Source organism: Pseudomonas sp. LAM2023, assembly GCF_016620375.1.
In the GTDB taxonomy this organism is placed as follows: Bacteria; Pseudomonadota; Gammaproteobacteria; order Pseudomonadales; family Pseudomonadaceae; genus Aquipseudomonas; species Aquipseudomonas anuradhapurensis.
This window is the reverse complement of record NZ_JAENHV010000017.1, coordinates 32,292-53,029: the sequence shown is the minus strand read 5'-3', so window position 1 is coordinate 53,029 and position 20,738 is coordinate 32,292. Positions and strand designations below refer to the sequence as shown.

Genomic DNA, 20,738 nt, shown 5'->3' with positions numbered 1-20,738 from the left:
TTCCCCCCAAGCATTCTGGTCTAGTCTGAATATTGACCGGACCCGGGCCAGGGACTTGCAATTGAGTGTCCGGGCCGGATCACCATTGGAGTCCTTGGGAGGTGCCCTCATGAGCCTGCTGCTCGAGCCTTACACCCTGCGTCAGCTGACCCTGCCCAACCGCATCGCCGTTTCGCCGATGTGCCAGTATTCCGCTGTCGATGGCCTGGCCAACGATTGGCACCTTGTTCATCTTGGCAGCCGCGCCGTGGGTGGCGCAGGCTTGGTCATCACCGAAGCGGTGGCGGTGACCGCCGATGGCCGCATCACCGCCGAAGACCTCGGCCTGTGGGACGATGCACAGATCGCCCCGTTGCAGCGCATCACCCGCTTCATCACGGCCCAGGGCGTTGTGCCCGGCATCCAGTTGGCCCATGCCGGGCGCAAGGCCAGTACCTATCGGCCTTGGCTGGGCAAACAAGGCAGCGTCAAGCCGGAAGAGGGTGGCTGGCAGCCGGTAGGGCCATCAAGGATCGCCTTCGACCCGCAGCACACCACGCCTCGCGAGTTGAACCACGACGAAATCCAGGGCGTGATCGACGCTTTCGTCGCCTCGACCGAGCGTGCCCTGAAAGCCGGATTCAAGGTCGTGGAAATCCACGCCGCGCATGGCTACCTGCTGCATCAGTTCCTGTCACCACTGAGCAACCAGCGCCGTGACGAGTACGGCAGCTGTTTCGAAAACCGCATCCGCCTGACCTTGCAGGTGGTCGAGGCCGTGCGCAAGGTGTGGCCGGCCGAGCTGCCGCTGTTCGTGCGGGTGTCGGCGACCGATTGGGTCGAGGATGGCTGGAACCCGGATGAAACCGTCGAACTGGCGCGCCGCCTGCGTGGCCTGGGTGTCGACCTGATCGACGTGTCCTCCGGCGGCACCTCGGTCAATGCCGAGATCCCCACCGGCCCCGGCTACCAGACCCGTTTCGCCGAGCGTGTGCGCAAGGAGTCGGAAATCGCCACCGGCACCGTGGGCATGATCACCGAACCGGCCCAGGCCGAGCACATTCTGCGCACTGGCCAGGCCGACATCATCTTCCTTGCCCGCGAACTGCTGCGCGACCCGTATTGGCCGTTGCATGCCGATGATGACCTGGGCGGCAACAAGGCCACCTGGCCCGCTCAATATCAGCGCGCGACCAGCCGGGCCAACCCGATTCACGAGTCGGATTTACGGGATTAGCATCGTCGGAGTGTGGTGGTGGGCGGAAATAATCGGTAGGGCTGATATCGAGCGCCGCGCGGGCGGCGCTCGATCTCGCAGGCGCCAAGAATCCAGCGACCTACCCCAAAGTTCCCTCAATGCTTGATCATCACATGCCGCACGCAGGTGTAGTCTTCCAGCCCATACATCGACATGTCCTTGCCATACCCCGAATGCTTCTGCCCGCCATGGGGCATTTCGCTGACCAGCATGAAGTGGGTGTTCACCCAGGTGCAGCCATACTGCAGGCGCGCCGCCAGGCGGTGGGCGCGGCCGGTGTCGCGGGTCCATACCGATGAGGCCAGGCCGTAGTCGGAGTCGTTGGCCCATTCCAGCGCCTGCGCTTCGTCGCTGAAGCGGGTGACCGAGACCACCGGGCCGAACACCTCGTTACGCACGATCTCGTCGTCCTGCAGGGCATCGGCCAACACCGTCGGCTCGAAGAAGAAACCGTCACCCTCGATCGCCTTGCCGCCGGTCACCAGGCGAATATGCGGCTGGGCGATGGCCCGCTGTACCAGGCCAGCGACCTTGTCGCGGTGCTGGGCGCTGATCAATGGCCCCAGCTCGGTATCTTCGGCTTCCTGCAGGCCGGGCTTGAGGCTGGCCACCGCTTCACCCAGGCGCTCGACGAAGCGCTCGTAGATGCCGTCCTGCACATACAACCGGCACGCGGCCGTGCAGTCCTGGCCGGCGTTGTAGAAACCGAAGGTGCGGATGCCGTCGACGGCCGCGTCGAGGTCGGCATCGTCGAACACCAGTACCGGCGCCTTGCCGCCCAGTTCCATGTGCATGCGTTTCACGCTGTCGGCGGTGGCACTGATGATGCGCGCGCCGGTGGGAATCGAGCCGGTCAGCGATACCATGCGTACCTTGGGGTGGGTGACCAACGGGGTGCCGACGGTCTGGCCGCGGCCGAAGAGGATGTTCAGCACCCCGGGCGGCAACAGGTCCCGGGCCAGTTGGCCCAGGCGCAGGGCGGTCAGCGGGGTCATCTCGGAGGGCTTGATCACCACCGTGTTGCCCGCGGCCAGGGCCGGGGCGATCTTCCATGCCAGCATCATCAACGGGTAATTCCACGGCGCGATCGAGGCGACCACGCCCAGTGGGTCACGGCGGATCATCGAGGTGTGCCCCGGCAGGTATTCGCCAGCTGCCGAACCGCCCAGGCAACGCGCGGCACCGGCGAAATAGCGAAACACATCGGCGATTGCCGGGATCTCGTCATTCAGCGCCGCGCTCAACGGCTTGCCGCAGTTCTGCGATTCCAGCCGGGCCAGTTCATCGCCATGCGCTTCGATCGCGTCGGCCAGCGCCAGCAACGCCTGCGAACGCTCCTTGGGGCTGGTTTGCGACCAACTGTCGAAGGCCTGGTCGGCGGCGCGTACGGCGCTGTCCACCTGCGCCTCGGTGGCTTCGTTGATCTGCGCCAGGGCGCTGCCCAGCGCCGGGTTGAGTACGGTCCAGGCCGGGCCTTCGCCAGCGACCAGCTGGCCATTGATCAGCATCTGCGTTTGCATCGGGGGACTCCTCCAGGGTCATTTGCCGCTGCCCGCGACGCTTTCGCCGCCACGGGTCAGGTAATAGGCGCCAAGGATTGGCAGCATGGTCACCAGCATCACCAGCATGGCGACCACGTTGGTCACCGGCACGTCACGCGGGCGGCTGAGCTGGTTGAGCAGCCAGATCGGCAGGGTGCGTTCGTGGCCGGCGGTAAAGGTGGTGACGATGATCTCGTCGAACGACAGGGCAAAGGCCAGCATGCCGCCGGCCAACAGCGCCGAGCCGAGGTTGGGCAGGATGATGTAGCGGAAGGTCTGCCAGCCATCGGCGCCCAGGTCCATCGAGGCTTCGATCAGGCTCTGCGAAGTGCGCCGCAGGCGGGCGATGACGTTGTTGTAGACGATCACCACGCAAAAGGTGGCGTGGCCGACCACGATGGTGAACACCCCGGGTTCCAGGCCCAGGCTCTTGAACGCCGAGAGCAGGGCGATACCGGTGATGATGCCGGGCAGGGCGATGGGCAGGATCAGCAGCAGCGAAATGCTCTCCTTGCCGAAAAAGCTGCGCCGATACAGCGCCGCCGAGGCCAGGGTACCCAGTACCAGGGCGATCAGCGTGGCCAGGCAGGCTACCTGCAGCGACAGCTGGATCGCCTCCAGCACATCGGGCCGGGCGAACGCCACGGCGAACCACTTCAGGGTAAAGCCCTTGGGCGGGAAGCTGAACGCCGCATCTTCGGTGTTGAAGGCGTACAGGAAGATGATCAGGATCGGAAAGTGCAGGAACAGCAGGCCGCCCCAGGCGGCCAGGCGCAGCCCGATCGAAGCTTTGTCAGAGTGCATCGAAGGCTCCCAGGCGCTTGACCAAGGACAGGTATACCGCGATCAGCACGATCGGCACCAGGGTGAAGGCGGCGGCCATCGGCATGTTGCCGATCGCCCCTTGCTGGGCATAGACCATGCTGCCGATGAAGTAGCCAGGCGGGCCGACCAGCTGCGGCACGATGAAGTCGCCCAGGGTTAGCGAGAAGGTAAAGATCGAGCCGGCGGCAATACCCGGGATCGACAGCGGCAGGATCACCTGCACGAAGGTTTGCCGAGGCCGCGCGCCGAGGTCTGCCGAGGCCTGCAGCAGGGAAGGTGGCAAGCGTTCCAGCGAGGCCTGGATGGGCAGGATCATGAATGGCAGCCAGATATAGACGAACACCATGAAGCGCCCCAGGTGTGATGTCGACAGGGTACTGCCGCCCACCCCCGGCACCGCCAGCACGGTTTGCAACAGGGCATCCAGGTGCAACTGCTGGACGAACCACTGGGCCACGCCACCCTTGGCCAGCAGCAGGGTCCAGGCGTAGGTCTTGACGATGTAGCTGGCCCACATCGGCATCATCACCGCGATGTAGAAAAATGCCTTGGTCTTGCCGCTGGTGTAGCGCGCCATGTAATAGGCGATGGGGAAGGCCAGCACCGCGCTGGCCAGCGACACCGCCAGCGCCATGCCCAGGGTGCGCAGGATGATGTCGAAGTTCGACGGGTTGAACAGGGCGGCGAAATTGCCCAGGGTCAGCTCCGGGCTCACCGCCATGGTGAAGTCGTCGAAGGTATAGAAACCCTGCCACAGCAGGTTGAGCAGCGAACCCAGGTAGATCGCGCCGAACCAGGTCAGTGGCGGCACCAGCAGCAACGCCAGGTACAGGTTGGGGCGCCGGTACAGCAGGTTGGACAGCTCGCGTAGCGTACCCATGTCAGCGGCTCCCGCTTTCCTGCAGCACGGTCATGGCTTGCCGTGGCCAGTGCGCCTGTAGCCGTTGCCCGGGTTGCCAGGCCTGTGCCTGCACCTGCCAGCGGTCATTGGCCTGGCTGACCGCCAACAGCTGGCCACTGTCGAGCTGCAGTTCGTAACGGGTGGCGCTGCCCTGGTACTGGATATCGCGCAGCACGCCACTGACCTGCACCGCCTGCTCGCCTGCAACCGGGTCACCCAGGCGGATGTGCTCGGGACGGATGGAGAACGGCGCCGGGCTGCCGTTGAGCGCCATCGCCAGTTCGCCGCGCAGCACGTTGGAGGAACCGACGAATTCGGCGACGAAGGGCGTGGCCGGTTGCATGTACAGGTTGCGCGGTGTGTCGACCTGCTCGATGCGGCCGCGGTTGAACACCGCCACCCGGTCGGACATCGACAGCGCCTCGGTCTGGTCGTGGGTGACGAAGATGAAGGTGATGCCCAGCTGGCGCTGCAGCTTTTTCAGTTCGCCCTGCATCTGCTCGCGCAGTTTCAGGTCCAGCGCACCCAGGGGTTCGTCCAGCAGCAACACCCGTGGCCGGTTGACCAGGGCGCGGGCCAGGGCCACGCGCTGGCGTTGCCCGCCGGACAGTTGTGCCGGCTTGCGTGCGCCGTAGCCGGCCAGGGCTACCATCGCCAGCGCTTGTTCGGCGCGAGCGTGGCGTTCGGCCTTGGCCATGCCTTTCACCTTCAGGCCGTAGGCGACGTTGTCCAGTACGTTCATGTGCGGGAACAGGGCATAGTCCTGGAACACCGTGTTGACATCACGCACGTACGGCGGCACGCCAGCGGCTTCGACGCCGTGGATGCGGATCGAGCCGCTGGTGGGCTGCTCGAAACCGGCGATCAGGCGCAGGCAGGTGGTCTTGCCCGAGCCTGACGGGCCGAGCATGGAGAAGAACTCGCCATCGATGATGTCGATGTTGACCTGGTCGACGGCCTTGACCTCGCCGAAGGTACGGGAAACCTGGGTGAACTGGACGGCTAGGGGCATGCGTGGGCTCCAGGCATCAAAGTTTCTCCTGTGCCGGCCTCTTCGCGGGCACGCCCGCTCCCACAGGTATTACACAGCCTTCAAGGCCGGTGCCCTACCTGTGGGAGCGGGCATGCCCGCGAAGAGGTCGGCCCTGACATTCAGACAACTTCAGCGGCCACCCATGATCGCGATGTAATCCTGGGTCCAGCGGCTGTAAGGCACGAACTTGCCGCCCTGGGCCTGCGGGGTTTTCCAGAAGGCGATCTTGTCGAAGTTGTCGAAGCCGTTGGTCTTGCAACCGTCCGCCCCCAGCAGTTCGTTGCCACTGCAGGCGGCCGGTACCGCCGGCAACGAGCCGAACCAGGCCGCCACGTCACCCTGCACCTTCGGTTGCAGCGACCAGTCCATCCACTTGTAGGCACAATTGGGGTGCTTGGCCTCGCTGTGCAGCATGGTGGTATCCGCCCAGCCGGTCGCCCCTTCCTTGGGAATGGTCGACGCCACCGGCTGTTTCTCGGCCTTCAGGCCATTGACCATGTAGCCCCAGGAGCTGGTCGCGACCACGCCTTCGTTCTTCACGTCGCTCATCTGCACCGTTGCGTCATGCCAGTAGCGGTGTACTAACGGTTGCTGCTGGCGCAGCAGCTCGAGCACGGCCTTGTACTGGGCTTCGTTCAGTTCGTACGGGTCGTGGATGCCCAGCTCCGGCTTGGCGGTTTTCAGGTACAGCGCCGCATCGGCGATGTAGATCGGCCCGTCGTAGGCCTGCACGCGCCCCTTGTTCGGCTTGCCGTCGGGCAGGTTCTGCGGCTCGAACAGCACCCCCCAGCTGGTGGGCGCCTGCTTGAACACCTCGGTGTTGTACAGCAGCACGTTCGGCCCCCACTGGTATGGCGTGCCGTAGACCTGCTTGTCGACCACGTACCAGCCTCCGTTCTGCAAGCGCGGGTCGATGTGCTTCCAGTTGGGGATCAACGCGGTATTGATCGGCTGTACCCGCTTGCCTGCGATCAGCCGGAGCGAGGCATCACCGGAAGCGGTGACCAGGTCATAGCCGCCCTTGGTCATCAGGCTGACCATCTCATCCGACGTAGCGGCGGTCTTGACGCTGACCTTGCAGCCGGTTTCCTTCTCGAAACCGCTGACCCAGTCGTAGGCCTTGTCGCTTTCACCGCGCTCGATGTAGCCCGGCCAGGCGACGATGTCCAGGCGCCCTTCGCCAGGGCCCAGGGCCTTGGGCGGTTCGGCAGCCTGCAGGCTGGCGCTGGCGAGCACGGCACCGGTGATGGCGCCGAGCAATGCGGTCTTGTGCACTGACATGGTGTTCCCTCTTCTTGGAGATCTTGTTCGGGGCAGTCATCAAGCAAGCCGTGAAGCATTTGTTATAAGCGTAGTGCGCGTGCGCGGGGTATTGGCGATATCGAGTCTAGTTGGCTTTTTGCCAGCCAATGCAACATCCGGAAGCAAATCCACGGTGGCGTACGTTTGCCCAAGCCTTACTCTGGCGTATGAATTTTCTTGCGTGGAGAGCCGCGAATGAACACCCGCAACCTGCTCGATCAGCTCCTCAAGTCCGGCCAGCAACTGCTCGACAAACAGGGCGCTACCGCTAAGCCCGGCAGCGCTGCCGGTGGGCTTGGCGGGCTGTTGTCCGGTGCCGGTGGTGGCTTGTTGGGCGGCGGTGCCCTGGGGCTGTTGCTGGGTAGCAAGAAGGCCCGCAAGTACGGCGGCAAGGCGCTGACCTACGGTGGCCTGGCCGCGCTGGGCGTGCTGGCCTACAAAGCCTATGGCAACTGGCAGGCCAACCAGCGGCTGGCCGCCAGCGAGCCCCGTACCGTCGACCGCCTGCCGCCGGCCCAGGCCGAACAGCACAGCCAGGCCGTGCTGCGGGCGCTGGTGGCGGCGGCCAAGTCCGATGGCCATATCGACGAGCGCGAGCGGGCCCTGATCGAGGGCGAGTTCAGCCGCCTGGACAGCGACCGCGAACTGCAGCACTGGCTGCACGATGAATTGAACAAGCCGCTGGACCCGGCCGAAGTGGCCCGAGCCGCGCAAACGCCGGAAATGGCGGCCGAGATGTACCTGGCCAGCGTGATGATGGTCGACCAGCAGAACTTCATGGAGCGCGCCTACCTGGACGAGCTGGCCCGCCAGCTGCGCCTGGACCCGAGCCTGCGTCAGGAGCTGGAAAGCCAGGCAAGGCTTGCAGCAGGCTGATATCGAGTGGATGGGGCTGCATGCACGCCCCGCCAACGGCCGGTCTACCGCACGCCTTCCATTCAGCCGCAAAAGCATCGGACGCCTGAGCTATACTTCGGCGATTTTTCCCGCTCGTTGCGAATTCCTGAGGGCTGAATGTGAAGAACTGGACCTTGCGCCAACGGATCCTGGCAAGTTTCGCCGTGATCATCGCCATCATGCTGCTGATGATCGTGGCCGCCTACTCGCGGTTGGGGGCCATCGAAACCGCCGAAGAAGCGGTGGGCAGCGACAGCATTCCAGGGGTTTACTACAGCTCGATGATCCGCAGCGCCTGGGTCGACAGCTATGTCACCAGCCAACAACTGGTGGGCCTGTCCAACCACCGCGCGATCACCTCGGCCGACATGGAGCTGTTCAGAGGTTTCGAGGAGCGTCTGAAGCAGCACATGGCGAGTTACCAGGCCACGATCCAGACCAAGGACGACCAGACTCGCTTCGATTCCTTCGTGCAACTCGAAGAAAACTACATGAAGATCGTCGGCCAGGTACTGGACGCCTATCGTCAGCATGACTACGACGGCGCCCAACGGCTGATCAACGAGGTGCTCACCCCGACCTGGGTCGATGGGCGCAAGCACCTGACCGAAGTCATCGAGGAGAATCGGGCTGCGGCCGAATCCGCCACCAACGACATCGTCAATGCCGTGAGCACGGCCAAGGGCAGCATGGTGGTTTCGCTGTTGCTGGCCATCATCGCCGCGGGCGTGTGCGGCTTGCTGCTGATGCGTGCCATCTCGGCGCCCATGCAGCGTATTGTGCATGCCCTGGACAAGCTGCGCTCAGGCGACCTGAGCATGCGCCTGAGCCTGGAGCGCAAGGACGAATTCGGCGCCATCGAAGGCGGCTTCAACGAAATGGCCGAGGCCCTGGCCAACCTGGTGGCCCAGGCGCAGCGCTCGTCGGTACAGGTGACCACTTCGGTGACCGAAATTGCCGCCACCTCCAAGCAACAACAGGCCACTGCCACCGAAACGGCCGCCACCACCACCGAAATCGGTGCCACTTCGCGGGAAATCGCCGCCACCTCGCGTGACTTGGTGCGCACCATGACCGAAGTGACCTCGGCGGCCGACCAGGCCTCCAGCCTGGCCGGTTCCGGTCAGCAGGGCCTGGCGCGGATGGAAGAAACCATGCACCAGGTGATGGGCGCCGCCGACCTGGTCAACGCCAAGCTGGCCATCCTCAATGAAAAGGCCAGCAACATCACCCAGATGGTGGTGACCATCGTCAAGGTCGCCGACCAGACCAACCTGCTGTCGCTGAACGCGGCCATCGAGGCGGAAAAGGCCGGTGAATACGGCCGTGGCTTCGCCGTGGTCGCCACCGAAGTGCGTCGCCTGGCCGACCAGACCGCCGTGGCCACCTACGACATCGAGCAGATGGTGCGCGAGATCCAGTCGGCCGTGTCGGCTGGGGTCATGGGCATGGACAAGTTCTCCGAAGAAGTGCGCCGTGGCATGTTCGAGGTGCAGCAGGTGGGCGAGCAGCTGAGCCAGATCATCCACCAGGTGCAGGCCCTGGCGCCGCGCGTGCTGATGGTCAACGAAGGCATGCAGGCCCAGGCCACCGGTGCCGAGCAGATCAACCAGGCGTTGGCCCAGCTCAGCGATGCCAGCACCCAGACGGTCGAGTCGCTGCGCCAGGCCAGTTTCGCCATCGATGAGCTGAGCCAGGTGGCCGCTGGCCTGCGTGGCGGCGTGTCGCGCTTCAAAGTCTGACGGCGATGATCGACATGCAACCGCGCGCTGCGCGGGAGGACAACGCCAAGGGGGTGTTGTACCTGCAGTTTCGCATTCAGGAACAGCGCTTTGCCCTGAGCGTGCACGAGGTGATCGAAGTGCTGCCGCGCCAGCCGCTGAAACCGATAGCCCAGGCGCCTGGCTGGGTCGCGGGCGTGCTTGCCCACCGTGGCCAGCTGGTGCCGGTGGTCGACCTGGCGGCATTGAGCTTTGGCCAGCCGGCGGCGCAACGCACCAGTACCCGGCTGGTGCTGGTGCACTATCGAGGCGACCTGCAGCTTGGCCTGATCTTGGAGCAGGCGACCGAAACCCTGCGCTGCCACCCCGACGAGTTCCAGCCCTATGGCGTGGACAGTGGCGAAGCGCCGTACCTGGGGCCGGTACGCCAGGATGAGCAGGGCTTGCTGCAGCGCATCGAGGTCAACGACCTGCTGCCCGACGTGGTACACCAGTTGTTGTACCCGGGCGAGCCGACAGGGATGCCGACATGAACGAACAGCATTTCTTCCGTTTCCTGCGCGAACGTATCGGCCTCGACGTGGAGTCGGTAGGGGCGTCCATGGTCGAGCGTGCGCTGCGTCAGCGTTGCGTGGCCGTGAACGCCACCGACCTGGACGACTACTGGCTGCGCCTGCAGCAATCGATGGACGAGCAGCAGGCACTGATCGAGGCCGTCATCGTCCCGGAAACCTGGTTCTTTCGTTATCCGGAGTCCTTCAGCGCCTTGGCCAGCCTGGCGCAGAAGCGCCTGGCCGAGCTTGCCGGGGCGCGCCCACTGCGCTTGCTCAGCCTGCCATGCTCGACCGGCGAGGAACCCTATTCGCTGGCCATGGCCTTGCTCGACGCCGGTATCGCACCCGCTGCGTTCCTGATCGACGGCATGGACATCAGCCCCAGTTCGGTGGCCAAGGCCGGGCAGGCGGTATACGGGCGCAATGCCTTCCGTGGCAGCGACCTGAGCTTTCGCGAGCGCTACTTCGATGCCGTCGATGAGGGCCACCAACTGCATCAACGGGTGCGTGAGCAGGTCAGCCTGCAGGTGGGCAACGTGCTCGACCCGGCGCTGAGCAGCCGCGATGGCCTCTATGACTTCGTGTTTTGCCGCAACCTGCTGATCTATTTCGACCTGGCCACCCAGCAACGGGTGTTCGAGGTGCTCAAGCGCCTGCTGCACCCGCAGGGCGTGTTGTTCATCGGCCCGGCCGAAGGCAGCCTGCTGGCGCGCCTGGGTATGCGCCCACTGGGCATTGCCCAGTCATTCGCCTATGTGCGCCAGGACGGCGCTGACTCTGCACCGGTTGCCGCACCGGCGCCGCCGCCGCGCCGCCGGTTGCCAGCGCAGCCGACGCCAGGCTATTCGCTGCCGAGTGCCGCGCTGCCACGGCCCGTGCGCGTGCTGCCCGCAGCGGCCAGGCCCGCGCCGGTGCGCGAGCACCAGGGCGAGCAGGCAAGTGAAGTGCTGGCCAACATTGCCCGCCTGGCCAATGCCGGCGCCAGCGAGCAGGCCCGCGCCGAATGCCAGCGTTACCTTGCCCAGTTCGCGCCGTCGGCGCAGGTTTACTACTGGCTGGGGCTGCTCAGCGATACCGAGGGCGATGCGCAGCAGGCTCTGAGCCACTATCGCAAAGCGCTGTACCTGGAGCCGCAGCACCCCGAGGCGCTGGTGCACCTGGCGGCCTTGCTGGCGGCCCAGGGCGACCTGGCCGGTGCCCGGCGCCTGCAGGAGCGGGCCGCGCGGGCGGGACGGGAGTCTGAACGATGAAAGGTGAGTCCGCGATGCAACTGCTCGCCGAAGATGATGCGCACATCGACGACTGCTGGAACCGCATAGGCGTGCATGGCGACAAGCAATGCCCGCTGCTGGCGCGGCACGTGCACTGCCGAAATTGTGAGGTGTATGCCGCCGCCGCCACACGCCTGCTCGACCGCTACGCGTTGATGGATGAGCAGCATGCCGTGCAGGCAGCGCCGGCCGAGGAAACCTCGGGTTGTTCGATGCTGCTGTTCCGCCTGGGGGAGGAGTGGCTGGCGCTGGCCACTGCCTGCCTGGCCGAGATCGCCCCGTTGCAGGCGGTGCATTCGCTGCCGCACCAGCGCTCGCGGGTGCTGCAGGGCGTGGCCAACGTGCGCGGTGCGCTGGTGCCCTGCCTGTCGCTGGCCGACCTGCTGGGCGTGCAGCCCGGCAGTACCGAGCAACGCAGCGGCCGGGCGATGCCACGCATGCTGATCCTGGCCGCCGATGGCGGGCCGGTGGTGATGGCGGTCGAGGAAATCGACGGTATTCACCGGCTCGACCCGCAGCTGCTCGGCAGCGGCCAGGATGCCACCCGCTTCACCGCTGCGGTCCTGCAATGGCGGGGCCGCAGTGTGCGGGTACTGGACGATCAACATTTACTGTCTGCCGTGCAGCGGAGCCTGTCATGACCCCAGAGCAAATGCGCGACGCATCGTTGCTCGAACTGTTCAGCCTGGAAGCCGAGGCGCAGACCCAGATACTCAGTGCCGGCCTGATGGCGCTGGAGCGCAACCCTAAGCAGGCCGACCAGCTCGAGGCTTGCATGCGTGCGGCGCATTCGCTGAAGGGGGCGGCGCGGATCGTTGGGGTGGACGCAGGCGTCAGCGTCGCCCATGTCATGGAAGACTGCCTGGTAGCCGCGCAGGAGGGCCGCCTGCAACTGAGCGCCGAGCATATCGATGCCTTGCTGCAAGGCACCGACCTGCTGATGCGCATCGCCACGCCTGGGGATACCGGGGCGCAAGCGATCCTGCCGGTGTTCCTGGCGCAAATGGCCTGCCTGCTCGACCCGGGGGGCGCAGCCATGCCTGCCGTAGCGCCCGCCGCCCCGGCACTGCCGCAGGCGCCTGCGCCTGCCCAGCAGAGCGAGCCGCTGCCCGCCGCGCCCCTCGAGCCAGACCTCGAGGCCGAGCCCGAACCGCTGGCGCGGCGCAAGGCGGGCAAGCGTGCCGGCGAAGGTGCGGAGCGGGTGCTGCGGGTCACTGCCGATCGCCTCAACAGCCTGCTCGACCTGTCCAGCAAGTCGCTGGTGGAAACCCAGCGGCTCAAGCCTTACCTGGCCACCCTGCAGCGCCTAAAACGCATGCACGGCCAAGGCATGCAGGCGCTCGACGGCCTGCGCATGCAACTGGAGGACAGTGGCCAGAGCAGCGAGGTGCTCGAAGCCTTGGCGCAGACCCAGCGCCTGCTGGCGGAAACCCAGCAGATCCTGCAGCAGCAGGCTGCCGACCTGGATGAGTTCGGCTGGCAGGCCAGCCAGCGCGCACAACTGCTGTACGACACGGCGCTGGCTTGCCGGATGCGGCCGTTTGCCGATGTATTGGCCGGCCAGAGCCGCATGGTCCGCGACCTTGGACGGTCGCTGGGCAAGCCGGTGCGGTTGCTGGTGGAAGGGGAAAAGACCCAGGTCGACCGTGATGTGCTGGAAAAGCTCGAAGCACCGCTGACCCACCTGTTGCGCAACGCCGTCGACCATGGCATCGAACAGCCCGAGCGGCGCCAGTTGGCGGGCAAGCCGGAGGAGGGCGTGATCCGCCTGCGCGCCTCGCACCAGGCCGGCATGCTCAGCCTGGAGCTGATCGACGATGGCGCCGGCATCGACCTCGAACGCCTGCGCAGCAGCATCGTCGAGCGTGCCCTGTCACCGGCCGACACCGTGGCGCGGATGAGCGAGGCGGAGTTGCTGACGTTCCTGTTCCTGCCCGGGTTCAGCCTGCGCGACACGGTCACCGAGGTGTCCGGGCGCGGGGTCGGCCTGGATGCGGTGCAGCACATGATCCGTGAGCTGCGCGGCTCGATCGAACTGACCCAGACAGCCGGGCAGGGCTGCCGTTTCCACCTGCAGGTACCGTTGACCCTGTCGGTGGTGCGCAGCCTGGTGGTCGAGGTGGGTGGCGAGGCCTACGCCTTCCCGCTCGCCCACATCGAACGCACGCTGGACGTGGCTGCCGACGAGATCGTGCAGATCGAAGGGCGCCAGCACTTCTGGCACGAAGGCCGGCACATCGGCCTGGTCGCAGCCAGCCAGTTGCTCAACCGCCCGGCCGGGCAGGCCGAGGAAAGCCGGCTGCGGGTGGTGGTGATTCGTGAGCGCGAGCAACTGTACGGCGTGGCCGTGGAGCGGCTGGTGGGCGAACGCGTGCTGGTGGTGATGCCACTCGACCCGCGGCTGGGCAAGGTGCAGGACATTTCTTCCGGCGCGCTGCTCGACGATGGCTCGGTGGTGCTGATCATCGATGTCGAGGACTTGTTGCGCTCACTGGACAAACTGCTCAGCACCGGCAGCCTGGAACGCATCGCACGCGGCAGCAGCGGTACCCGGGGCGTAGCCCGCAAGCGCATCTTGGTGGTCGATGATTCGCTGACCGTGCGTGAACTGCAGCGCAAGTTGCTCGGCAACCGTGGCTACGACGTGGCCGTGGCGGTGGATGGCATGGACGGCTGGAACGCCTTGCGTGGCGAGGACTTCGACCTGCTGATCACCGACATCGACATGCCGCGCATGGACGGCATCGAGCTGGTCACCCTGGTGCGTCGCGACCAGCGCCTGCAGTCGCTGCCGGTGATGGTGGTGTCCTACAAGGACCGCGAGGAAGACCGGCGGCGTGGCCTGGACGCCGGCGCCGACTACTATTTGGCAAAGGCCAGTTTCCACGACGATGCGTTGCTGGATGCTGTGGTGGAGCTGATCGGGGGGGCGCAGGGATGAAGATCGCCATCGTCAACGACATGCCCATGGCGGTCGAGGCACTGCGCCGGGCGGTCGCCTTCGAACCGGCGCACGAGGTGATATGGGTGGCCGGCAATGGTGCCGAGGCGGTGCGGCTGTGCGCTGAAGCATTGCCAGACCTGATCCTCATGGACCTGATCATGCCGGTGATGGACGGCGTCGAGGCCACCCGCAGGATCATGGCCGAAACCCCCTGCGCCATCGTCATCGTCACGGTCGACCGCAAGCAGAACATGCACCGGGTGTTCGAGGCCATGGGCCACGGCGCACTCGACGTGGTCGACACGCCGGCGCTGGGGGCGGGCGACCCGCGCGAAGCGGCAGCGCCACTGTTGCGCAAGATCCTCAACATAAGCTGGCTGATCGGCCAGCAGAATGCCCCGGCCGCACGCCCGGTCGCCGCGCCTGTACGGGCGCTGTCGCAGCATCGCGGGCTGGTGGCGATCGGCTCGTCCGCCGGCGGCCCGGCGGCCCTCGAGGTGCTGCTCAAGGGCCTGCCGGCGGCGTTTCCGGCGGCCATCGTGCTGGTCCAGCATGTGGACCAGGTGTTTGCCGCAGGCATGGCCGAATGGCTCAGCAGCGCAGCCGGCTTGCCGGTGCGCCTGGCCCGCGAAGGTGAACCACCGCAGCCCGGCCAAGTGTTGCTGGCCGGCACCAACCACCACATCCGCCTGCTACAGAACGGCCAACTGGCCTACACTGCCGAACCGGTCAATGAGATTTACCGGCCCTCGATTGATGTGTTCTTCGAAAGCGTGGCGCGTTACTGGACTGGCGATGCGGTCGGTGTGCTGCTCACCGGCATGGGCCGCGATGGCGCCCAAGGCCTGAAACTGATGCGCCAGCAGGGCTTCCTGACTATTGCCCAGGACCAGGCCAGCAGTGCGGTGTATGGAATGCCCAAAGCTGCCGTGGCCATCGATGCCGCGGTGGAAGTCCGCCCGCTGGAACGCATCGCCGGGCGCTTGATGGAAATTTTTGCAAAATGACGAAGTGTATTGAATCACGCCGCCAGGTCGGTAGTGATCGGGTGAACAGCCATGAATGACTTACCGATCGAAGGTTTCACCACCACCAACGAAAACGCGGCGATGGTACTGCTGGTCGACGACCAGGCCATGATCGGCGAGGCGGTGCGGCGTGGCCTGGCCAACGAGGACAACATCGACTTCCACTTCTGCGCCGACCCGCACCAGGCGGTGGCCCAGGCGGTGCGCATCAAGCCTACGGTGATTCTCCAGGACCTGATCATGCCTGGCCTGGACGGGCTGACCCTGGTACGCGAATACCGCAACAACCCGGCGACCCAGGACATCCCGATCATCGTCCTGTCGACCAAGGAAGACCCGCTGGTCAAGAGCGCGGCCTTTGCGGCCGGGGCCAACGACTACCTGGTCAAGCTGCCGGACACCATCGAGCTGGTAGCGCGCATTCGCTACCACTCACGTTCCTACCTGACCCTGCTGCAGCGCGACGAGGCCTACCGTGCCTTGCGCGTCAGCCAGCAGCAATTGCTCGATTCCAACCTGATGCTGCAGCGGCTGATGAACTCCGATGGCCTGACCGGGTTGTCCAACCGCCGCCACTTCGACGAATACCTGGAGCTGGAATGGCGCCGCGCCATGCGTGAGCTGCAGCAGTTGTCGCTGCTGATGATCGACGTGGACTTCTTCAAGGCCTACAACGACAGCTTCGGCCACCTGGCCGGGGACGAGGCCTTGCGCCAGGTGGCCGAGGCGATCCGCGGCGTGTGCTCGCGGCCGACCGACCTGCCGGCGCGCTATGGCGGCGAGGAGTTCGTCCTGGTGCTGCCCAACACCTCGCAGGGTGGAGCGCGCCTGGTGGCCGAGAAGCTGCGCCAGACCATATTGGGCCTGGGTATCCCGCACACCGCGCCGACGGCCGACTCCTACCTGACCGTGAGCATCGGCCTGGCAACCCAGACCCCGGCCATCGGCAGCCATAGCCGGCAGTTGATCTCTGCCGCCGACAAGGGCCTGTACCTGGCCAAGAATGGCGGGCGCAACCAGGTGGGTATCGCCTGAGCGGCTCGCCATACCCTGTAGGAGCGGCCTGGTGTCGCGATGGGGCGCGCAGCGGCCCCCTGCGATATCTGCTGCAAAACTGAAATCCTTGGGGCCGCTGCGCGCCCCATCGCGACACCAGGCCGCTGCTGCAACGATATTTGCGCCTATTCGGCTGCCCGGCGGGTCTGCCGCCCTGCGGCGGACTCGGTTATACTCGCAGGCTTTTCACCGAATTCGCACGAGAGCCGCCCGCCCATGGAAATCCAACCGATCCTGAACACCATCAAGGACCTTACCGAGCGTTCCCAGTCCATTCGGGGGTATCTTTGACTACGATCACAAGCATGACCGCCTGATCGAAGTCAACCGCGAGCTGGAAGACCCCAACGTCTGGAACAAGCCCGAGTACGCCCAGGCCCTGGGCCGCGAACGGGCCATGCTGGCCCAGGTCGTCGAGACCCTGGACAAGCTGTCCGGCGGCCTGGCCGACTGCCAGGACCTGCTCGACATGGCCGTCGAGGAAAATGACGAAGGCGCCGTCGGCGACGTCGTGACCGAGCTGGAAGGCCTGGAAGAAAAACTGGCCCAGCTTGAGTTCCGTCGCATGTTCAGCGGCGAGATGGACATGAACAACGCCTACCTGGACATCCAGGCCGGCTCCGGTGGTACCGAGGCGCAGGACTGGGCCAACATCCTGCTGCGCATGTACCTGCGCTGGGCCGACAAGCGTGGTTTCGACGCCACCATCATCGAGCTTTCCGAAGGTGAAGTCGCCGGGATCAAGGGCGCCACCGTGCACGTCAAGGGCGAGTACGCCTTCGGCTGGCTGCGTACCGAAATCGGTGTGCACCGCCTGGTGCGCAAGAGCCCGTTCGACTCCGGTGCCCGTCGCCACACCTCGTTCTCGGCGGTATTCGTGTCGCCCGAGATCGACGACAAGGTCGAGATCGAGATCAACCCGGCCGACCTGCGCATCGACACCTATCGCTCCTCCGGTGCCGGTGGCCAGCACGTGAACACCACCGACTCGGCGGTACGTATCACCCACGTGCCGACCAACACCGTGGTGGCGTGCCAGAACGAACGCTCCCAGCACGCCAACAAGGACACCGCCATGAAAATGCTGCGGGCCAAGCTGTACGAGCTGGAAATGCAAAAGCGCAACGCCGCCTCGCAGGCGCTGGAAGACAGCAAGTCGGACATCGGCTGGGGCCACCAGATCCGCTCCTACGTGCTGGACGACTCGCGTATCAAGGACCTGCGCACCGGTGTCGAGCGCAGCGACTGTCAGAAGGTCCTGGACGGCGACCTCGACCAGTACCTGGAAGCGAGCCTCAAGCAGGGGCTGTAAACCGCACACAACTGCCGCGGTACCCGGCCTGGGGCCTGTACCGCGTGCCCTGCCCGACAGGGGCACCGAACACCTGATGGAAAGAATGACGAAATGAGCGACCTCAAGACCGACGTGCAAGACCTGCAACAGGAAGAAAACGCCCTGATCGCCCTGCGCAAGGAAAAGCTTGCCGCCGAGCGCGCCAAGGGCAATGCCTTCCCCAATGACTTCCGTCGCGACAGCTACTGCAACGACCTGCAGAAACAGTACGCGGACAAGACCAAGGAAGAACTGGAAGCTGCAGCGATTCCGGTCAAGGTCGCTGGTCGCATCATGCTCAACCGTGGCTCGTTCATGGTTATCCAGGACATGACCGGGCGCATCCAGGTCTATGTCAACCGCAAGACCCTGCCCGAAGAAACCCTGGCCGCGGTCAAGACCTGGGACCTGGGCGACATCATCAGCGCCGAAGGCACCCTGGCCCGTTCCGGCAAGGGCGACCTGTACGTCGAAATGACCAACGTGCGCCTGCTGACCAAGTCGCTGCGCCCGCTGCCCGACAAGCACCACGGCCTGACCGACACCGAGCAGCGCTACCGCCAGCGTTACGTCGACCTGATGGTCAACGAAGAAACCCGCCACACCTTCCGTGTGCGTTCGCAGGTGATCTCGCACATCCGCAAGTTCCTCATCGAGCGCGACTTCCTCGAAGTCGAGACGCCGATGCTGCAGACCATCCCTGGCGGTGCCGCGGCCAAGCCGTTCGAAACCCACCACAACGCCCTGGACATGGCCATGTTCCTGCGTATCGCGCCGGAGCTGTACCTCAAGCGACTGGTGGTTGGTGGCTTCGAAAAAGTCTTCGAGATCAACCGCAACTTCCGTAACGAAGGCGTTTCGACCCGGCACAACCCTGAGTTCACCATGCTCGAGTTCTACCAGGCCTACGCCGACTACCGCGACAACATGGACCTCACCGAGGAACTGTTCCGCGAACTGGCCCAGCTGGTACTGGGCAGCACCGACGTGCCGTACGGCGACAAGGTGTTCCACTTCGGCGAGCCGTTCGCCCGCCTGTCGGTGTTCGACTCCATCCTCAAGTACAACCCGGAACTGACCGCTGCCGACCTGCAGGACGTCGACCGTGCCCGCGAGATCGCCAAGAAGGCGGGCGCCAAGGTGCTGGGCCACGAAGGCCTGGGCAAGCTGCAGGTGATGATTTTCGAAGAACTGGTCGAGCACAAGCTGGAGCAGCCGCACTTCATCACCGAGTACCCGTTCGAAGTGTCGCCGCTGGCCCGTCGCAACGACGACAACCCGGCGGTCACCGACCGTTTCGAGCTGTTCATCGGTGGCCGCGAGATCGCCAACGCCTATTCCGAGCTGAACGATGCCGAAGACCAGGCCGAGCGCTTCCTGGCCCAGGTGGCCGAGAAGGACGCCGGTGACGACGAAGCCATGCACTACGACGCCGATTTCGTACGTGCCCTGGAATACGGCATGCCGCCGACCGCAGGTGAAGGCATTGGTATCGACCGCCTGGTGATGTTGCTGACCAACTCGCCATCGATCCGCGACGTGATCCTGTTCCCGCACATGCGTCCGCAAGCCTGAGCCGTTTGAATCAGCCGCCTTTCGAGGCGGCTTTTTCTTGCCTGAAGCTTTATGTTGTCTGTACCGGCCTCTTCGCGGGCGCGCCCGCTCCCACAGCTCCTGACTGTTGTGGGGCCCCTGTGGGAGCGGGCGCGCCCGCGAAGAGGCCGGCACAGACGAAACACTGTCCATGAGGTACCCCCGTGACACCCGCAATGCCTCACCAGGGCGCCGCCGGCATCGCCACCGCCGTCGCCGAAAGCGTGCAATACCAGGGCCGCAAGACTGCCCGCCAAGGCAGCGAACAGCGCCGCCAGCTGATCCTCGACGCCGCCATGCGCATCGTCGTGCGCGATGGCGTGCGCGGGGTGCGCCACCGCGCGGTGGCCGCCGAGGCTGGCGTGCCATTGTCGGCCACCACCTATTACTTCAAGGATATCGAGGACCTGCTCACCGATACCTTCGCCCAATACGTCGAGCGCAGCGCCGCCTACATGGCCAAGCTGTGGGCCAACACCGAGGTCGTGTTGCGCCAGTTGCTCGCCCAGGGCGACGGCAGCCCGCAGGCGCGGGCACGGCTGGCCGACGAAGTGGCGCGCATGACCGCCGACTACGTGCAACGCCAGCTGTTGAATCGCCGCGACTACCTGATCGCCGAGCAGGCCTTCCGCCAGGAGGCGCTGCTGTGCCCGCGACTGGCCGAACTGGTGTGCGCCCACGACCAGATCCTGTTGCATGGCACCCGGCAATTGCTGCAAGTGGTCGGCTCTCGGCAACCGGAACAGGACGCCCAAATGTTGACGGCGATTATCGAGCAGATGGAATATCAGGGCCTGCTCAAGGACGCGAACGCGCAAGCCGATGGGCAGATGCTCGCTATGCTTACCCGATACCTGCAGCTGGTGCTGGCATCGGCGTGAGCCGAGACTGACTTTTCAAGGAGAACCGGATGAAAGCCTGGCGTGTGGTGCTGTTGACTCTGTCATTCCTGCTGCTGGGCGGTTGTCTGGTGACCTTCCACGAGCCGTTGCCCAGCAACCAGGCGGCGCCCAAGGCGCTGCTGGGCAAGTGGAGCAGCAAGGATGCCTGGGGCGAGCCGCTGAAGCTGGTGATCAGCCGCAGTAGCGGCGATGCCTACAAGGCGGTGGCCACGGCCAAGGGCAAGGCCCCCGAGGAATACGTGTTCACCGTGTCGCGCCACGGCAACCGCTGGTACCTGTCGGCTGGCGTGCCCAAGCGCCTGGGTGGCAACTTCCTGATCGGCGGTTTCGATATCGTCGATGGCAAGGAACTGGTGATCTACAACCTGGATGTCGAGCAGGTGCAGCAGGCGGTGGACAACAAGGAGCTGATCGGACGCAGTACCGAAGTGCCGGAAGACAACGGTGACGGCGTGCTGATCGACAGCCCGGCGGCGCGGGTGCTGGCCTACCTGGACGACCCGGCCAACTCCGACCTGTTCGTCGAAGTGGCGCGGTTCCAGCGCTCGGGCAAGTAATTACCTGTGCCGGCCTCTTCGCGGGCTTGCCCGCTCCCACAGG

At 65.3% G+C, this 20,738-nt stretch carries 18 protein-coding genes; 13 read left to right on the top strand and 5 right to left on the bottom strand.

What is annotated here, in order from left to right:
• The first annotated feature begins 109 nt into the window (after positions 1 to 109).
• Positions 110 to 1,216, top strand: coding sequence for an NADH:flavin oxidoreductase/NADH oxidase (locus tag JKP78_RS10200; RefSeq protein WP_186687219.1), 1,107 nt, complete (start codon positions 110 to 112; stop codon positions 1,214 to 1,216).
• 116 nt (positions 1,217 to 1,332) lie between these two features.
• Here the strand turns inward: JKP78_RS10200 and JKP78_RS10195 are convergent, their stop codons facing one another.
• The 5 genes from JKP78_RS10195 to ydcS all read right to left on the bottom strand — a co-directional run bounded on the left by JKP78_RS10195 (position 1,333) and on the right by ydcS (position 6,818).
• Positions 1,333 to 2,757 carry a gamma-aminobutyraldehyde dehydrogenase gene (locus tag JKP78_RS10195; protein ID WP_186687216.1) on the bottom strand — a complete coding sequence of 475 codons (1,425 nt, stop codon included), beginning with the start codon at positions 2,755 to 2,757 and terminating at the stop codon, positions 1,333 to 1,335.
• A gap of 18 nt (positions 2,758 to 2,775) precedes the next feature.
• Positions 2,776 to 3,582, bottom strand: coding sequence for an ABC transporter permease (locus tag JKP78_RS10190; protein WP_186687212.1), 807 nt, complete (start codon positions 3,580 to 3,582; stop codon positions 2,776 to 2,778).
• On the bottom strand, positions 3,572 to 4,483 hold the full coding sequence (locus JKP78_RS10185; RefSeq protein WP_186687209.1) for an ABC transporter permease: 912 nt from the start codon (positions 4,481 to 4,483) through the stop codon (positions 3,572 to 3,574). Before JKP78_RS10185 ends, JKP78_RS10190 begins: the two co-directional genes overlap by 11 nt.
• 1 nt (position 4,484) lies before the next feature.
• A complete protein-coding gene (locus JKP78_RS10180) occupies positions 4,485 to 5,516 on the bottom strand; it encodes an ABC transporter ATP-binding protein (protein WP_200626627.1) in 1,032 nt (343 codons plus the stop codon).
• Positions 5,517 to 5,666: 150 nt separating this feature from the next.
• Complete coding sequence (gene ydcS, locus JKP78_RS10175; protein ID WP_170028545.1) at positions 5,667 to 6,818, bottom strand: putative ABC transporter substrate-binding protein YdcS; 1,152 nt, start codon at positions 6,816 to 6,818, stop codon at positions 5,667 to 5,669.
• A 216-nt stretch (positions 6,819 to 7,034) separates the two neighbouring features.
• Here ydcS and JKP78_RS10170 point away from each other — a divergent pair, with 216 nt between their 5' ends.
• From JKP78_RS10170 to JKP78_RS10115, 12 genes are all read left to right on the top strand, one after another.
• Entirely contained in the window at positions 7,035 to 7,715 is a 681-nt protein-coding gene (locus tag JKP78_RS10170) for a tellurite resistance TerB family protein (RefSeq protein WP_200626626.1), read from the top strand.
• Between the two features lie 140 nt (positions 7,716 to 7,855).
• Positions 7,856 to 9,478 carry a methyl-accepting chemotaxis protein gene (locus tag JKP78_RS10165; protein ID WP_186687200.1) on the top strand — a complete coding sequence of 541 codons (1,623 nt, stop codon included), beginning with the start codon at positions 7,856 to 7,858 and terminating at the stop codon, positions 9,476 to 9,478.
• A 5-nt stretch (positions 9,479 to 9,483) separates the two neighbouring features.
• Positions 9,484 to 9,990: a chemotaxis protein CheW gene (locus JKP78_RS10160; protein ID WP_170028551.1), complete on the top strand. Its 507-nt coding sequence runs from the start codon at positions 9,484 to 9,486 to the stop codon at positions 9,988 to 9,990.
• A complete protein-coding gene (locus JKP78_RS10155; RefSeq protein ID WP_170028553.1) occupies positions 9,987 to 11,261 on the top strand; it encodes a CheR family methyltransferase in 1,275 nt (424 codons plus the stop codon). The genes JKP78_RS10160 and JKP78_RS10155 overlap by 4 nt, the downstream gene beginning before the upstream one ends.
• Positions 11,258 to 11,923, top strand: coding sequence for a chemotaxis protein CheW (locus JKP78_RS10150; RefSeq protein ID WP_186687198.1), 666 nt, complete (start codon positions 11,258 to 11,260; stop codon positions 11,921 to 11,923). Before JKP78_RS10155 ends, JKP78_RS10150 begins: the two co-directional genes overlap by 4 nt.
• Positions 11,920 to 14,223 (top strand): hybrid sensor histidine kinase/response regulator, encoded by a 2,304-nt coding sequence (locus tag JKP78_RS10145; RefSeq protein WP_200626625.1) that lies wholly within the window; start codon positions 11,920 to 11,922, stop codon positions 14,221 to 14,223. The genes JKP78_RS10150 and JKP78_RS10145 overlap by 4 nt, the downstream gene beginning before the upstream one ends.
• Positions 14,220 to 15,233: a chemotaxis response regulator protein-glutamate methylesterase gene (locus JKP78_RS10140; RefSeq protein WP_170028558.1), complete on the top strand. Its 1,014-nt coding sequence runs from the start codon at positions 14,220 to 14,222 to the stop codon at positions 15,231 to 15,233. The genes JKP78_RS10145 and JKP78_RS10140 overlap by 4 nt, the downstream gene beginning before the upstream one ends.
• Positions 15,234 to 15,284: 51 nt before the next feature.
• Positions 15,285 to 16,289, top strand: a complete 1,005-nt coding sequence (wspR, locus tag JKP78_RS10135; protein WP_170028559.1) for a Wsp signal transduction system regulator diguanylate cyclase WspR — start codon at positions 15,285 to 15,287, stop codon at positions 16,287 to 16,289.
• Between the two features lie 237 nt (positions 16,290 to 16,526).
• A protein-coding gene (gene prfB, locus JKP78_RS10130) for a peptide chain release factor 2 (RefSeq protein WP_123084286.1) occupies positions 16,527 to 17,622 on the top strand; the annotation gives its coding sequence in 2 pieces (ribosomal slippage) (positions 16,527 to 16,598 and positions 16,600 to 17,622; 1,095 coding nt in all).
• A gap of 93 nt (positions 17,623 to 17,715) precedes the next feature.
• Positions 17,716 to 19,218: a lysine--tRNA ligase gene (gene lysS / locus JKP78_RS10125; RefSeq protein WP_170028561.1), complete on the top strand. Its 1,503-nt coding sequence runs from the start codon at positions 17,716 to 17,718 to the stop codon at positions 19,216 to 19,218.
• 194 nt (positions 19,219 to 19,412) lie between these two features.
• Positions 19,413 to 20,117 (top strand): TetR/AcrR family transcriptional regulator, encoded by a 705-nt coding sequence (locus tag JKP78_RS10120; protein ID WP_170034060.1) that lies wholly within the window; start codon positions 19,413 to 19,415, stop codon positions 20,115 to 20,117.
• A 29-nt stretch (positions 20,118 to 20,146) separates the two neighbouring features.
• Complete coding sequence (locus JKP78_RS10115) at positions 20,147 to 20,695, top strand: hypothetical protein (protein ID WP_186687192.1); 549 nt, start codon at positions 20,147 to 20,149, stop codon at positions 20,693 to 20,695.
• Positions 20,696 to 20,738: the final 43 nt, after the last annotated feature.

Bases quoted from the DNA above. Each gene is read 5' to 3' on its own strand.
- JKP78_RS10200 (WP_186687219.1), top strand. From the start codon at position 110: ATGAGCCTGCTGCTCGAGCCTTACACCCTGCGTCAGCTGACCCTGCCC.
- JKP78_RS10195 (WP_186687216.1), bottom strand. From the start codon at position 2,757: ATGCAAACGCAGATGCTGATCAATGGCCAGCTGGTCGCTGGCGAAGGC.
- JKP78_RS10190 (WP_186687212.1), bottom strand. From the start codon at position 3,582: ATGCACTCTGACAAAGCTTCGATCGGGCTGCGCCTGGCCGCCTGGGGC.
- JKP78_RS10185 (WP_186687209.1), bottom strand. From the start codon at position 4,483: ATGGGTACGCTACGCGAGCTGTCCAACCTGCTGTACCGGCGCCCCAAC.
- JKP78_RS10180 (WP_200626627.1), bottom strand. From the start codon at position 5,516: ATGCCCCTAGCCGTCCAGTTCACCCAGGTTTCCCGTACCTTCGGCGAG.
- ydcS (WP_170028545.1), bottom strand. From the start codon at position 6,818: ATGTCAGTGCACAAGACCGCATTGCTCGGCGCCATCACCGGTGCCGTG.
- JKP78_RS10170 (WP_200626626.1), top strand. From the start codon at position 7,035: ATGAACACCCGCAACCTGCTCGATCAGCTCCTCAAGTCCGGCCAGCAA.
- JKP78_RS10160 (WP_170028551.1), top strand. From the start codon at position 9,484: ATGATCGACATGCAACCGCGCGCTGCGCGGGAGGACAACGCCAAGGGG.
- JKP78_RS10155 (WP_170028553.1), top strand. From the start codon at position 9,987: ATGAACGAACAGCATTTCTTCCGTTTCCTGCGCGAACGTATCGGCCTC.
- JKP78_RS10150 (WP_186687198.1), top strand. From the start codon at position 11,258: ATGAAAGGTGAGTCCGCGATGCAACTGCTCGCCGAAGATGATGCGCAC.
- JKP78_RS10145 (WP_200626625.1), top strand. From the start codon at position 11,920: ATGACCCCAGAGCAAATGCGCGACGCATCGTTGCTCGAACTGTTCAGC.
- JKP78_RS10140 (WP_170028558.1), top strand. From the start codon at position 14,220: ATGAAGATCGCCATCGTCAACGACATGCCCATGGCGGTCGAGGCACTG.
- wspR (WP_170028559.1), top strand. From the start codon at position 15,285: ATGAATGACTTACCGATCGAAGGTTTCACCACCACCAACGAAAACGCG.
- lysS (WP_170028561.1), top strand. From the start codon at position 17,716: ATGAGCGACCTCAAGACCGACGTGCAAGACCTGCAACAGGAAGAAAAC.
- JKP78_RS10120 (WP_170034060.1), top strand. From the start codon at position 19,413: ATGCCTCACCAGGGCGCCGCCGGCATCGCCACCGCCGTCGCCGAAAGC.
- JKP78_RS10115 (WP_186687192.1), top strand. From the start codon at position 20,147: ATGAAAGCCTGGCGTGTGGTGCTGTTGACTCTGTCATTCCTGCTGCTG.